Source organism: Neolewinella aurantiaca (assembly GCF_008014675.1).
In the GTDB taxonomy this organism is placed as follows: domain Bacteria; phylum Bacteroidota; class Bacteroidia; order Chitinophagales; family Saprospiraceae; genus Neolewinella; species Neolewinella aurantiaca.
This window is the reverse complement of sequence record NZ_VOXD01000003.1, coordinates 230,847-245,540: the sequence shown is the minus strand read 5'-3', so window position 1 is coordinate 245,540 and position 14,694 is coordinate 230,847. Positions and strand designations below refer to the sequence as shown.

General features: G+C 54.2%; 11 protein-coding genes. 5 read left to right on the top strand and 6 right to left on the bottom strand.

Annotated elements, in window-relative coordinates; all coding sequences use genetic code 11:
* Positions 1 to 276 precede the first annotated feature (276 nt).
* Positions 277 to 999 (top strand): SGNH/GDSL hydrolase family protein, encoded by a 723-nt coding sequence (locus FUA23_RS03275; RefSeq protein WP_147929277.1) that lies wholly within the window; start codon positions 277 to 279, stop codon positions 997 to 999.
* A gap of 139 nt (positions 1,000 to 1,138) precedes the next feature.
* On the opposite strand, the gene FUA23_RS03270 is transcribed toward FUA23_RS03275, so the two are convergent.
* The 3 genes from FUA23_RS03270 to FUA23_RS03260 form a co-directional block, all read right to left on the bottom strand.
* Positions 1,139 to 2,353, bottom strand: a complete 1,215-nt coding sequence (locus tag FUA23_RS03270; protein WP_147929276.1) for a pyridoxal phosphate-dependent aminotransferase — start codon at positions 2,351 to 2,353, stop codon at positions 1,139 to 1,141.
* Between the two features lie 198 nt (positions 2,354 to 2,551).
* Positions 2,552 to 3,760 carry a CNNM domain-containing protein gene (locus tag FUA23_RS03265; RefSeq protein WP_147929275.1) on the bottom strand — a complete coding sequence of 403 codons (1,209 nt, stop codon included), beginning with the start codon at positions 3,758 to 3,760 and terminating at the stop codon, positions 2,552 to 2,554.
* Positions 3,761 to 3,966: 206 nt separating this feature from the next.
* Positions 3,967 to 6,030 (bottom strand): LysM peptidoglycan-binding domain-containing protein, encoded by a 2,064-nt coding sequence (locus tag FUA23_RS03260; RefSeq protein ID WP_147929274.1) that lies wholly within the window; start codon positions 6,028 to 6,030, stop codon positions 3,967 to 3,969.
* A 353-nt stretch (positions 6,031 to 6,383) separates the two neighbouring features.
* Here FUA23_RS03260 and FUA23_RS03255 point away from each other — a divergent pair, with 353 nt between their 5' ends.
* The 4 genes from FUA23_RS03255 (at position 6,384) to FUA23_RS03240 (ending at position 11,993) form a co-directional block, all read left to right on the top strand.
* Positions 6,384 to 7,724: a M23 family metallopeptidase gene (locus tag FUA23_RS03255; RefSeq protein ID WP_187270870.1), complete on the top strand. Its 1,341-nt coding sequence runs from the start codon at positions 6,384 to 6,386 to the stop codon at positions 7,722 to 7,724.
* Positions 7,725 to 8,152: 428 nt separating this feature from the next.
* Positions 8,153 to 8,851 carry a DUF4294 domain-containing protein gene (locus FUA23_RS03250; RefSeq protein WP_147929272.1) on the top strand — a complete coding sequence of 233 codons (699 nt, stop codon included), beginning with the start codon at positions 8,153 to 8,155 and terminating at the stop codon, positions 8,849 to 8,851.
* 142 nt (positions 8,852 to 8,993) lie between these two features.
* A complete protein-coding gene (locus FUA23_RS03245) occupies positions 8,994 to 10,883 on the top strand; it encodes a peptidoglycan-binding domain-containing protein (protein ID WP_187270869.1) in 1,890 nt (629 codons plus the stop codon).
* Between the two features lie 243 nt (positions 10,884 to 11,126).
* On the top strand, positions 11,127 to 11,993 hold the full coding sequence (locus FUA23_RS03240; protein ID WP_147929270.1) for a sigma-70 family RNA polymerase sigma factor: 867 nt from the start codon (positions 11,127 to 11,129) through the stop codon (positions 11,991 to 11,993).
* Between the two features lie 49 nt (positions 11,994 to 12,042).
* On the opposite strand, the gene FUA23_RS03235 is transcribed toward FUA23_RS03240, so the two are convergent.
* From FUA23_RS03235 to FUA23_RS03225, 3 genes are all read right to left on the bottom strand, one after another.
* Positions 12,043 to 12,507, bottom strand: coding sequence for a gliding motility lipoprotein GldH (locus tag FUA23_RS03235; RefSeq protein WP_147929269.1), 465 nt, complete (start codon positions 12,505 to 12,507; stop codon positions 12,043 to 12,045).
* A gap of 227 nt (positions 12,508 to 12,734) precedes the next feature.
* On the bottom strand, positions 12,735 to 13,889 hold the full coding sequence (gene dnaJ / locus FUA23_RS03230; RefSeq protein ID WP_147929268.1) for a molecular chaperone DnaJ: 1,155 nt from the start codon (positions 13,887 to 13,889) through the stop codon (positions 12,735 to 12,737).
* 51 nt (positions 13,890 to 13,940) lie between these two features.
* Entirely contained in the window at positions 13,941 to 14,531 is a 591-nt protein-coding gene (locus FUA23_RS03225; RefSeq protein ID WP_147929267.1) for a nucleotide exchange factor GrpE, read from the bottom strand.
* Between the last annotated feature and the right edge of the window lie 163 nt (positions 14,532 to 14,694).

Here is a 14,694-nt window from a genome sequence, read left to right as displayed (position 1 = left end):
GGGGCCACTACAAAAGCTAAATATTACAGCCAGATTATACCACTCCCCCCGCACCGGCGGGTATTTCTTCCCCCGCATCTCTGGAGTATCCGGGTAGCATTCAGCTCCTCTGGCCCTCGTTATACTGACTTCAACTGAAACCGGACGCAATACATCGTGCGTAACTAGTCTGCACGTCCCGGTCTGTTCACCTCCATAGTCGTCCGAGTTCCTTAAATCGTCTGACTGTCTCTATGCGACATCATTTTTCCGGTTAGCACAAATCAAATATTTTAAATGAAACTCCTGACAATCCTACTCTGGCTTCCCCTCTTTATCTTCGCCTGTAACGATGACGATGATTTTATGCCCATAGAGATTACCCCCCCAACCGATACTACCGATACCATCAGCTTTCTGGCCCTGGGCGACAGCTACACCATCGGTACCGCCGTTGCCGATAACGAACGCTGGCCAGCACTGCTTACTGCCAACCTGTTGCAAACCGGTGCTGATGGTAAATCGTACTCTTCCGCTACCGACATCGTAGCGACCAACGGCTGGACTACCCGTGACCTCATTAACGGCATCGGTGCCCGTTCCGATCTGCGCGCGACGTACGACCTTGTATCTCTCCTCATCGGGGTAAACAATCAGTTTCAGGGCAGGTCCCTGACCGAATACCGGACCGAATTCGAAGACTTGCTCAACCAGGCCATCGTATTTGCCGGCAACAACCGCGACCGTGTGTTCGTCGTATCTATTCCGGATTATGCCTTCACCGGTTTTGGCGGTGGCAACCCCGACATTTCCGAAGGGGTAAGACAATTCAATGCGGCCTGCCGGGAAATTACGGAGAGCTATGGCATTCCGTTTATCAACATAACGCCGATATCGCAGGAAGGCATCGATGATCCATCACTTGTCGCCACCGACAACCTCCACCCCAGCGGCAAACAGTACCAGCGCTGGGTAGATGAATTGATCGAAGATCAGGTACGGGAAATACTGAGCAACTAACACAGTTTCGGGGCGCGGTCGCAGGTGCACGCGAGGTTTTCCGAAGCACGTAGCTGCGCCTCAGAGAATGGCCTTTCAGGAGAAATGCTTATGTTAAACCGGCGGCACCTTACAGCCGCCTCCCCATATTGGCTTTCCGCTACAAAACGCCGACTTTTTCTACCAGTCGCCCCGGGTACACCCGCAAGGCGGCAGCGAGGCAATCCATCGCTTTTTCCAGGTCGTCCACGTTCAGTACGTAGGCGATCCGGCATTCACTTTTACCTAAGCCGGGCGTAGCGTAAAACCCGGGACCGGGAGCCAGCATTACAGTGGCCCCGTCGTGTTCGAAATCTTCGAGCAGCCAACGGCAAAAATCTTCGCTGTCAGCGATCGGGAACCGGGCGAAGCAGTAAAAAGCGCCTCCTGGCCGGTAGCTGAATACGCCCGGCATTTCCTGTAACCGCCGGTAGACAGTATCCCGCCGCGCGCGGTAATCATCTTTCACGCCGGCGAGGTAGGCCGCATCGTCCTGAAGCATACACTCCGACAGCATTTGCCCCAAACCGGGAGGGCTCAGCCGAAGCTTGGCAAAACGATCTACGCCGGCGAGAATGTCCGGGTTGCGGCACACCAGCGCGCCCACCCGCGCTCCTGTGGCACTGTAACGCTTCGACACAGAGTCGATAACGATAGCATGCTCTTCGAGGCCAGGAATCTGCAGAACGGAGCGCAGCTCCGTTTCGTAGGCAAACTCCCGGTACACTTCATCTGCGCACAGAAAAAGGTCATTCTCCTTTACGATTGCTGCCAGGCTGTCCATCTCTTCGTCCGAGTAGCAGGCTCCCGTTGGGTTATTGGGGCTGGTAATGATGATGGCTCTGGTACGTCGGGTTATTTTGTTGGCAAAAGCTTCCGGGCTGGGCAAACTGAAGCCATCTTCGATATGACTGGTGATCGCCACCACCCTCACGTCGGCGATGTGGGCGTAGCCATTGTAGTTAGCATAGAAGGGTTCCGGAACGATAATCTCATCTCCGGGATCAAGACAAGCCAACATGAAGAACAGGATGGCCTCGGAGCCTCCCGTAGTCACCATTATATTGTCTTCAGATAGTGTTACTCCAAAACGGGCGTAGTAGCCGGTAAGGGCCTTGCGGTAACTGGCAATGCCGTTGCTGGGGCTGTACTCGAGTACATCCCAGTCCAACTCCCGGAAGCGGGATACTGCCCGGGGGTGCGTCTTAATGTCTGGCTGGCCAATATTGAGGTGGTACACATGCCGGCCTGCAGCCTTTGCCTTATCGGCGTAGGGAATAAGCTTTCGGAAGGGCGACAACGGGACCGTTTCTGAACGGTGGGATACGCTTGGCATACGGAATATTCTGTAATCTTAAATGTTCAGCAACCCTGCCGGATTATTTGCGGGCAATCGGGGCATCATCCAACGTACTTCAGCACAATAGAGGAAACCGACGGCCAGTCGGATTGCTGAGTTCGACAGCAAAGATACGGTGTTCTGCAAGCCCTCTCTGCACCTGCGGCCGCGCCGTATTCTACTTCAGTCCGTTAATTACGATCCGGAAGCATCCTTTTTCACCGCAGCGTCTACGGCATCGTTCACCGCTTCGTTTACGGCTTTGCTCACCTTTCCGTCTACAACGGCATCGATGGCATTTCCTTCCATTTCCGAAAGGTCAAGCCCCATGCTTTCTGCACGTTTCCGCCAGCGGTTGCGGGCCAGGTCCTGCATATCTTTGCTGGTATCCATTTCATCCATGATCTCGAGGCCCAACAGAGTCTCCATGGCATCTTCCATAGTTACCAAACCTTCCAGACCGCCAAACTCGTCGACGACCATTGCGATCGGCTCGCGGCGCTCCAGCATCAGGTCGATGAGTTTGTGCAGCGTCGTGGTTTGTGGTACCGGTACAAGGTCGCGCATCAGTGTAGTGAGCGGCTCGCTCCCGGCTTCTTCGATGATAGCCTTATAGACCATATCCTTGAGGACGTAACCTTCTACCTGATCGCGGGTTTCCCCAAAAACCGGGTAGCGGCTGAACGGGCTGCCATCAAATTTCTCGTAGAACTCGTTAATCGTCATCGTGGTACGCGCACCAACCACTACGGTTCGGGGTGTCATTACGTCGTGAACGGTGAGCGATTCGAAAGCGAGCAGGTTTTTCAGAATCCGCCCTTCTTCGATTTTGAGTTCACCGGATTCGGTACCGGCTTCGGCCATCGCAATGAACTCGGTCCGGCTCAGTGCAGTTCCGTGGGGGTCATCACCGCGCAGCAACAGCTTTTTGATTTTATCGGATACCCAGATAAAGCCCGTCCAGGTAAAAATCGTAACCAGAACGTTGAGTGCCTTCACCGTAAACGGGGCCAACTGTTTCCAGTAAGTTGCGCCAAGGTTTTTGGGTATAATTTCCGAAAGGATCAGGATTGCAAGCGTCATTACAACACTCACAAGCACCTCGTAGCTTACGACATACTCGATTCCGGGGATGGTAAAACCACCCTCACCGAAGGCGGCGCCGGTGCTGGCTCCTACCAGAATTGCCCCTACGGTATGGGCAACCGTGTTGAGAGAAAGAATAGCCGTCAGGGGTGCATTCACGTCCTTTTTGAACTTCTGCAGCAGCTCGCCGGTCCTGCCACCTTCCGCGACTTTGATTTGTACGTAAGAGGGTGAAATGGACAGCAATACCGCCTCCCAGATGGAACACATGAAGGAGAAGGCAATGGAGAAAAACGCAAATAAGAGGAGGGTGGTCATATTTTAAGGAGGAGCAGCGCTCCGGGATTAGTCTGGTGCAAAGGTAAATCAAAGACGGCGAAGCCCGGGTAAAGGATTTCGCCGTCTATAAAGCCATATGTAAGGCTGTATGTTCGCTCCGGAACGTAACAAAACGAGGGTACAGAAGCTATTTTCCCGGGTACCGGGCATTCTTCCCCGTAATCATTACGGCTCCGGCAACAACATTAGTTCACGTACAATTTCTGGAAAGGAACGATCACGCTGCCGTTGTCCAGGTTATTGAGTGCCCGCAACTGATTGGTAGTAATCCCGTAACGGCGCGCAATCGAGTACAGGCTTTCGCCCTCCTGTACGAGGTGAAACGCGCGGTTGGTCGGTTGCGCCGCCGGCTGGGTATTTACCCCTACCGGAGTTCCGTATGCATTGGGAACAGGGTTGGGCGACTGGTACTGCGTGGGCGCGGGCGCAGGTGCAGGGTACGCATTGTAAGTAGCAGGGTTGGCGTTGGTTGGCTGCGCCGCAGGCGCAGTACTGCCACGCGCCTCCAGTTGGCCCATAGTTGAGCTCGGAGGTGCAGACGCATTGGGTACTACCTGGCCAAAATTAGGATTGTTCGTGATTGTAGTCGGGGCGGCGACCTTTGGAGTGGTCGTTGCCGGAACCGGAGCCGACTGAGGTGCCTGGTAGCCCTGCGGTGTACGGTAAGCCGGTGTTGCTGGCTGCGCAGTTCCGCTCTCGTTACCGTAAGCCTGCGGGCTGGCCGTAGCGGGCTGACCGTAAGCCTGAGGTGTAGCGGCGGGTTGGCTGTACGACTGGGGCGTTGCGGCGGGCTGGCCGTACGCTGCCGGTGCTGCTTCGGCGGGCGCAGCCTCCTGCACCGGACAATTACAGTCTGTTGTTTTCAGTTGCTGACCAATCCGTACGACCTCATTGGCGCCGATGTCGTTCATCTCGCGGAATTTGGCCGAAGTATATCCGTAACGCAGTGCAATGCTCGCCACCGTCTCTCCGGGTTGTACTATGTGGAGGTTCTCTCCGTAGACTGCTGCCTGACCACTACGTGCCGTCTGCTGAGCGCCGTAAGCCTGAGGGGTTGCCGGGGTTGTACTGTAAGGAGTTGGCTGGGCCGCTCCCGGATTTGAATAAGCAACATTACCGGCATTATAAGGAGTGGTAGGAACGGTAGGGGCAGGAGCCATAGCTACTTCATTGGCCGGGACCGACATTGTAGTAGTGATTGCCAGTTGCTGGCCGGGAAACAAAGTATTGCTGGTTAGCCCGTTGGCAGTTTTCACCGCATCTACCGTTGTGTTGTACTTACGGGATACAGCGTAAAGGGTTTCGCCTTTTGCCACGGTGTGGTTTACAGTTGTGACGGTCGTGGAGGGTTGTTGGGAAGCTGTGCCGTAAGCAACCGACTCGGGTTGTACTTGCTGCTCCTGAGGCTGAGTGTAGTACGGCTGGGGCGGAGCGGGCTGTTGGGTACCATAAGCCTGTGGTTGCGGGGTGCCACCGTAAGCCGGGGGTGTTATGGCCGGGGTGTTTGCGGTGTTCTGGGCTATGGTGGTTGCAGAAGCACAAACCGAACTCAGGTAGTTGGCAACGGGCATGCCGTTTACCTCGCGGGCAACGATCGTTCCACCAGTAGTACTGATCCCGTCGCTGCCGAGGCTACGTTCGAAAACTCCGATTTCCGGAGAAATCTTATAATCGATAACCGGGTAAGAGGCTCCTACCTTCAACTGGCGGAACAAAAAGTAGCCAGCGCAGGGGCTTGTTTCCCGGCCTTCGAAGTAGACCTTTGCCCCTTCGTTGTCTACCGCGAGGTTTTCACCGATAATACCGTTTTCGGTATCGAACTGAAAGCCGGTAAGTGGGCTGAAGTAGGAAAAAGATGCTCCGTTACGCTGCAACACCGACGCCATGATTACCGGTTGAATGATGTACTGATTATTAGCCGTTGGCAGCAAAATGAATACCCGGTCAACGCCGCCGTTCACGCGGTTAGCAAGTTCGAGGCTGAGGCGCGGGTCGCCACAGTAAATGTAGCCCTGGGGCAGGAAGTTCTGAACCGTAGTTCCCTCTGCACCAGTTTCTAACAAGAGCCGGTCTCCACCCTGAAAGGAGAAGTGATATGCATAATAATCGAGCCGTGGCTGCTGCGCAACCGACTGTTCGTACTTCACGCGGTCCCCACAGGTACCGTCGAAGAGGACAAAGATTTGCTCGGCTTGCAACGAGCCTGCCGTGAGCAACATGGCCACGATCAGGGTGAAGAAATTTCTCATTTTGGGATACGTTTTGGTAGAGTAAGTTGGTTGATATTTGATATCTAACGTTGTTACAAATATAGATGTTTTGTATTTATGTCTGCTGATTGCAGCATGAGCAAATTACCCCGGCGCGCGCCTGACGGAGTTATATCCGAGCAGGGAAAGCCCCACAGCAGGTGTTGCCCGAACTGATCTTGTTGTTCATAGCGGCATAAATCGCGATGGCTAGCCCTGCTCCGTCGCTTAAAACGTCAATTTCAGAAACTCTTGCAACAATTGCTATATTTGCGCCAGAACTACACAAGGTTCGAAAAAAGAGCTATTGGTTTTCCGGCTTTTCCGGAGCGACCAGGATTAAAACAAAAAACGTGAATTTACCGCATCGAAAGCGGAAACTGCGCCTCCCCCGGGTAGCACTTGTTTCCGCACTTTGCCTCTTTGTCTGTGCAGCCATCGTCTACTCTCTGGTAGGTTTGGCGCCGCCGCCGCCCCACCCGGAGCTTACGACAAACGCTTTCCCCATCGTCACCCCCACCCTGCGCTTTGGGCTGGCTACCGATACTGTATCTCTCCGTACGGATACCATTCTTGAAGGGCAGACGCTTTCCGACATCCTGCTTCAGCAGGGACTGGATAATCAGCAAACCTTCGATGCCGCCAACGCATTCAACGAACTGCTTGATGTCCGTGACCTCCGGGCCGGACGTGTTTACACCATCATCGATGATGAGGATACCGAAGGGCCCGACTTCCTGGCCTACCAGCCTTCCATTTACGAATATGTACGGCTCGACCTTAAAGGAGGCGACCTCAGCGAACGCACCAGGCTGCCGGTAAAAACGGAAATCGCCCTTGCTGCAGGCAAAATTGAGTCTAACCTTTGGAACGCGATGACGGGTGCCGGCCTTAGCCACGCCCTCACAGACCGGATGGAAGACGCGCTCCAGTGGTCGGTGGACTTCTACCACGTTCAGCCCAACGATGCCTTCCAGCTTATCTATGAGAAGAAATTCGTTGAGGGCGAAGATGCTGCGCCTGGCATGGTTAAAGCAGCCCGCTACTCTACCGGTGGCGATGACATCTACGCTTTCTGGTACTGCTCCCCGGATTCTACGTATCAGGGCTACTTCGGTCTCAACGGTGAACCGATGAAGAGTACCTTCCTGAAATCTCCCGTTCGGTTCAGCCGGATGAGTTCCGCTTTCAACTTACGTCGCTTTCATCCCGTACAGAAACGCATCAAGCCGCACCTGGGAACCGATTACGCCGCGGCACGCGGCACGCCTATCCTGGCAACCGCCGATGGCGTCATCGTGGAGCGCGGCCGGCGTGGAGGCAACGGTAACTTCGTAAAAGTCCGCCACAGCAAGCAGTACACCACCCAGTACCTGCACATGCAGAAGTTCGAGGAAGGCCAGAGCGTCGGTACCCGCGTCCGCCAGGGAGAAACCATTGGTTACGTTGGTTCAACCGGACTGGCTACCGGGCCGCACGTTTGCTACCGTTTCTGGAAAGATGGCCGCCAGATCGATCATACCAAACTCCGTTTCCCGCCCGCTAAAAATATGCCCGACAGCCTCCTTCCTGAATTCGAAGCCCTGAGGGATACTTACCTCTTCGAATTAAACAAGGTTGGCCAGCCGCTCCGCGATACGAAAGAGCAAATTGCGGAGGGGAAGAAACTGCAGGCCGAGATGGCAGCAAAGTAGCCACGACTGGCTAAACAACTGACGCGCAAGCGATAGCTTTCGGCAGAGCGGGCTCCTATCGCCCTGCCCACAGTGTCTTCTGGGTCGTAAGAATATGTTTCTGGTTGGCTGGTGGAATAACTCACCTGTACGAAAGCCTCATCCGCGTGCGCTTAGATCATTCCCCTTCCGCTTCGGTTTACCCAGGCACAAGACTATACCACGCTTGCCCGAGGGAGTTATCTGCTTTGACTGCACAGTCGCAACGCCGGTGTTTCTCTCCTCAGGTAACGCAGGCGAAAAAAGATGCTCATTTTATGCAAGCCAGACCTTTTGTAAGCTCTGAATGTCCCTGATGTGAGAGGGATGTCTAAATTTTAACATCCTAATTACACCTAAGGCTAATCTAAAAGCATTTATCTTTAAGTAACAATCGTTTCCGGCCATCTATGCATATTCCTTCCACTTTGCTTTTCAAAACCTTTCCCGGTACCTGCGGCCGCGCCCGTATACTCCCGCTTCTGTCGCTGCTGCCTCTTTTGTTGGTGGCCTTTGCACCTGTGCTCACCGCACAGACCGGCTACACTAAAGTGGACGGAAAGTACTACCCATACATGGTTGACGACTGTGGGGACACCCTCATTGTGGCCCAACTTGGCGATGTTTCAGTAAGCAGCCCCGAGGTATTCGAGACCGAAGATGAATACAAGCAGTACCGTCGGTACCGGATTTACGCACAGCGTGCCTACCCGTACGCAGTGGATGCCATCCGCATTTACCGGGAGACCGAGTACATGACGCAGAACATGAAAAAGAGCGAGCGTAAACGCTACAATAAGAAACTGCAAAAAGAGCTGGAAGAAAAGTTCGAAGCCCCTCTGAAAAAGATGTCGAAGACCCAGGGGAAAGTCTTGATGGCAATGATTGAGCGCGAGCTCGACATCCCAACCTACGATCTCATCAAAGACCTCCGGGGAGGCCTTACGGCCCGTTACTGGGCTACTCTGGCGGGGCTTTACGGCCACCGTCTTAAGCAAAAATATACTATTGGAGACGACCGTATTCTGGACGCAGTTCTGGATGATTTCAACGTCAGCTATCAGGTGAACGAGATCCAACTCGATAGCACTGCCGTTAAGCGCAAGTAGTATTTTCTAAGATTTTCGGGCTGCTCCGTTAGCATCTGTCCCAAGGTTTCTTACCTTCGGGGTGCGAATGCTGTCTGGCCCGTTGCGCTCGGCTGGATTTATTTTGCTTCAGACTACATTACCTTTCAGAACATCCTACATTATGACCAAGCTTTACCTGGCCGGCCTGCTTGCCTGCGCCACTTCATTCCTTGTTGCACAAAACACACTGCCGTTGCCCTCCGGCACCCCACCCGAAGTAGCCGGGAAATGCTACGCAGTGTGCCACATCCCCGCTCAATTCCAGTCTGTAACAGAAAGCATCAACACCTCCGGCGCCTCGGAGCATATGATCGTTGTTGAGCCACAGTATGAAACCTACACCGAAGAGGTAATGGTAAAAGCTGCCGGTTACCGCCTGGTGGATGTACCCGCAGAATACACTACCGTAGAGGAGCGCGTCATGGTTGCTCCCGCTTACGAAGAGATGGTTGTTGAGGCAGCTAAATTCGAAACCGTTACCGAACGGGTACTGGTTGAAGAAGGCGCTACTGAGTACCGCGTTGGCCAGCCTACCTACGAAACCGTGACCAACGCCAACCTGTACTACGGTATGAGCGACGACACCCGCCCCGGCATCTACTCTACCAACTACGGCAATGTACTTGATCCCAACAGCCGTAAGGGCATCGATTCCAGCACTGACCCTTTTAACCCCAACAACCCCAATGGCTTCCTCAACGCGCCCAACAGCCCGATGAACGCCAACACTCCTTCGCTGTACACCAACAACGATATAGCTAAGCTATTCAACCCTGACAATGCAGACAGCCCGTTCAGCAGTGCTTACATCAAAGCCAACGGTATTGATGCCGCCCGCGCCGAAGGCACCCGCCTGTTGCAGCAAATGCAGGTTGGTACCATTGCACCTTACATCACCACCGAAAGCCGGGTAAAACTCGACCGCATTCCACGCTCCTTCCGGACCGAAACCGAAACGGTTGAAGTAAGCCCTGCTTACATGACCTTCCAGCAGGTTCCCGTTGAGTGTGAAACCGGAGACTGTGTTTCTTTCTGTCAGGTGGAAGTACCCGCGCAAACTCAGACCGTGGATAAAGTGATCGCTGAAGCCTGTCCTGCAGGTTACACCGTTGCTGCCGTCGAGCAGGGAGGAGACGACTACTGTGTCCGCCTGAGCTACGAGCCCGCTGTGTACGGCGCCCGTCAGATTCTCGTTGGTGGCCCCACCATCACGGAGAAATCCTCTGAAGCTAAATACCGCGATGTTCAGGTACAACGCCTTGTCAGCCCAGCTAAAGTGGTTACCCGCCAGGTAGAAGCGAAGTACGAAACGGTTACCAAACGTGTGGTTGCCCGCGAAGCCTACACCCGTTACGAACTTGTTCCCGCAGAATTCAAGACGATCACCCGCCGCGTTCGCCGCGGCCTGGCAGGAGCAGAATACATCGTTCCTGGCGGTGTATTCATGGCACCAACCACATACGGTAACCGCAGTACCGACCCCAATGCGGTCAGCTCACTGCCCACCATCGTGAACCCGGGTGCTGGAGGCCAACTGCCCGGCTCCGTCCTTCCCTACACCCTCGGCTCCGGCCCGGACCGCGCAGGAAACATTGAAGCCAGCGGCTACGCCCCCGTAAACCCGAACCCAGGTACCGCAGCGGGTGCTGAAGGAATGCCCGCTAACTACTATACCGCAGGTTGCCCCACCGGCTACCGCTATGATCCAACCGACGGCCTGTGCAAGAGCAAAGAGGACGTTGCCGCCAAAACAACAAGCTACACCCGCCAGGAAATGACCGGCAAGGGTAACTTCAGCGAGTGGGTAGAAGTAGTTTGCCCGGGTAAAGGCTCCGCAGCGACCATCGAGCAGGTACAGCGCGCCCTCAACCGTGCCGGCTACAATGCAGGTACAGCTGATGGCATTATGGGTGCGAAAACAAAAACCGCACTCGCTAAATACCAGCGTGACAACGGACTCCCCATCGGGGGAATGAACGCACCGACCCTGCGTAAACTCGGCCTCCGCTAGTAACCGCATTGCGGTTTCATTTAAGTAAATAGCCGCTGCTGTACGTACCCTTTGTACCGCTCTCCCCCATTCCATCAAACCGAATGGCGACAGCAAAACAGGGGGTATGTACGGCAGCGGCTATTTCAATTTTATCTAAATGCTTTCCTAAAATTGCACTACTCACGCTCTATGCGCGAAACTTTTATTACCTTAAGGTCATCTTATAAATAAACCTCTCCCCGTTTGTAAAGGATTACGCCCATGCGCCAACTAAAGATCAGTAATAAAATCACTTCGCGCGAGAGCATCGCACTTGAGAAGTATTTATCCGACATCGGAAAGATCGACCTGTTGACGCCGGAGGACGAGGCCAGCCTTGCTGCCCGTATCCGGGAGGGTGATCAAATTGCTCTTGAGCGACTGACGAAGGCTAACCTTCGCTTTGTCGTCTCCGTGGCCAAACAATATCAGAACCAGGGATTAAGCCTTGCCGACCTGATCAACGAAGGCAACGTAGGGCTCATCAAAGCCGCCAAGCGCTTCGACGAAACGCGGGGCTTCAAGTTCATCTCCTACGCCGTGTGGTGGATTCGCCAAAGCATTATGCAGGCAATTGTGGAGTACAGCCGCCTGGTACGGATGCCCAACAATAAAGCAGCGGGCTACACCAAGGTAACCCAGGCCATCGCCAGCTTCCAGCAGGAGTTCGAGCGGGACCCTGAGCCCGAAGAACTCGCCGACCTGCTCCAGGTATCCTTGAGCGATGTGGAGCGGGCGCTCAGCGGCCGCATGCGGCATCTCTCTTTCGACGCGCCGGTGGCCGGCGAGGACTCCGACATCACCATGCTGGACACCCTCGACTCCAACAACGAAACGAACCCGGACATGAAGATCATGTCGGAGTCTCTATCCAAAGAAATCACCGCCAACCTGAATATGCTGGCTCCCAGAGAGCGCATGGTGCTGGCGTCTTATTTTGGTCTCGATGGCGAAAAGCAGCTCAATCTGGAAGAAATCGGCGAACGCTTCGACCTGACCCGAGAGCGGGTACGCCAAATAAAAGAGCGCGCCATCCGGCGGCTACGCCGTAGCCGCAACAAGCATTTGCTGCAAAGCTACCTTGGGTAGCTGACCGGCCTAAGCTGGGTGGATGAGTTGACCACCGGGCAATTCGGGCTTAGTCAATGGTTTCCCTGACTGCTAACCCAACCGATCCGATAGCCCCCAGTACCGGCTCCCGGGAAAATTGTTCCAGAGTGAGGTAATACGCTCCGGCTTCCGCAAACTTAGCGTTGCGCAGAATGGTGATTTCCTGTTCACAAACTTCGCTGTTGCAATCTCCTAACCATGCGCCAAAATCTCCTGCCAACTGAAGAGAGACCTCCTCTGTAGTCCGTTTTCCCGAGGGGAAGCCGGTATGAAGTTTCACGTAGAAATTCTGGTAGGGAAATGCCGTGCCGTGCTCCAGCTTCAACACCAGGTCGTAAGCCTGTTCGGTGGCAGGGATGGCAAAATCGAAGCGGGCCGAGTCCTGATAGGCCCAACCAGCTTCCGGCAGGGGTTTATCCTGTTCGTAAATGGTGGTTGGCCCGCAGGAACTCAGCAGGGTTGTCAGGGCGAGGAAGTAAAATAATCTGTGCATAGTAATGTTATGGGGCTGAGTGCATCCTGACCTCAGGAATTGTGCTTTGTCTGGCCTGATCACCGCATCGGTGCCTCTGCCGTGGTCGTTCGGTTTATCACACACGATAACGCCTCAGCTTCGTCGTGAATTACAATGTATATAACATAGCTGAAGATTTCGCGCAAAAACAACAGACCCCGGCTGGGCAAGGCTCAGTCGGGGTCCGTTAATTCAAAGAGGCTTCGTTAGCTGAAGTACTCTTTCATGCGCTCGAAAAAGCCTTTATCGCCTTTCTCCAGCTTCGGTTTGAAGTTGTCCATTTCACGCATCTGCTCCAGGAGAGATGTTTCCTCCTTGGTGAGCTTTTTGGGCGTCCATAGGTTGACGTGAATCAGTTGGTCTCCGGTGCCGTAGGCCTGCAGGGCTGGCAGCCCTTTGCCCCGGAGCCGGAAAATCTTGCCCGACTGCGTTCCCGCCGGGATTTTAATTTTCACCTTACCGGTAATAGTAGGTACTTCGACGGAGGTACCGAGGGCTGCATCGGCAAAATTGAGGTGAAGATCGTAGATGAGCTTCTGGCCATCGCGCTGGAGGAACTCGTGCGGCTTCTCCTCAATATTGATGAGAAGGTCTCCGGCAGGACCACCACGGCGACCGGCATTACCCTTGCCGCGCATGCTGAGCTGCTGCCCTTCTTCTACTCCGGCAGGGATGTTTACCTCGATGGTGTCTTCGTCGTACACCCGGCCTTCTCCTTTACATGTGCCACAATTGGCCTTGATCATTTTACCAGACCCGGTACACGTTGGGCAGGTAGTAGTCGTTGCCATTTGCCCCAGAAAGGTTGAGCGTACCTGACGCACCACACCGGCTCCGCCACAGGTGGTACAGGTTGAGACACTGGAGGCATCCTTAGCTCCTGATCCGTCACATGTTCCACATTCTTTTTGGCGCTTGACTTTGATGCGCTTGGTTACACCAGCGGCGATTTCCTCGAGGGTAAGTGACACCTTGATGCGCAGGTTTGAGCCACGCTCTCCGCGGGGTTGCCGGCGGGCTCCGCCGCCGCCGCCGAAGAAACTTCCTCCGGCTCCGCCGCCGAACATTCCTCCGAACTGCTCCATGATATCTTCCATGGTCATACCCCCGGCTCCGCCGCCGAAACCACCTCCCTGCTCGAAAGCACGGTGGCCCATCTGGTCGTAGCGGGCACGTTTGTTTGCATCGGAAAGTACGTCGTACGCCTCGGCGGCTTCTTTGAATTTTTCTTCCGCCTCTTTATTATCCGGATTCTGATCAGGATGATATTTCATCGCTTTCTTGCGGTAAGCCTTCTTAATCTTGTTTTCGTCGGCACCTTTTTCAACGCCGAGTACTTCGTAATAATCTCTTTTTGCCATGTTGGTCTTTACTTGTGGGTAAGTCGCTATGAATCAGGTTCTAACGAAACCCTATTTACCAACCACCACCTTGGCGTGGCGAATGATTTTCTCGTTGAGGAAGTAACCGTTTTCGACGGTATCGACCACCTTACCGGCCATATCCGGAGCAGGAATTTCTGTAATTGCTTCGTGGAAGTCGGCGTTAAACGTTTCGCCGGTACTAACCATTGGCTTCAGGCCCTGGCCTTCGAGGGTCTTCATCATCTTCTTGACAATAAGACCAACGCCGCTGTCCCAAACCTTCTTGGTATCGGGATCACTTTCGGCCTGCTTCGCAGCCCGGTCGAAGTCGTCGATGACGGGCAGCAGCGCCATCATCGTCTTGCGACCGGCCGTATCCATCAGTTCGAGTTTCTCTTTGCGGCTCCGCTTCTTAAAGTTTTCGAACTCAGCATAGAGGCGCAGGTGGCGCTCGTCTTTCTCTGTAATCTGAGCTTCCAGGGTGGCGACCATATTGTCGACATCGGCAACCGCACCTTCTTCAAGGTGATCTTCCAGGTCGGCCTCCACTTCGTCAGACAGGGTATGCTCTTCGGGTTCAGCACCTGCGGTTTTCAGCAGTTCGTCGTCGACGATCGGATCGTTGTTCTTCTTAGACATTTTGAAAAAATTTTTCATTGCGGTTTAAGGGTGCAAAAGTAGGGCCATTTTTGGTGGGGTGGCAAGTTGTCAGGTCAACTCATCAAAAACTGACAATGATTCCTCAACCCGGGCGCAGATAATGCCTCTTTCTGGCTTCAGAGTGACAAGAGGCCAGCCTTCT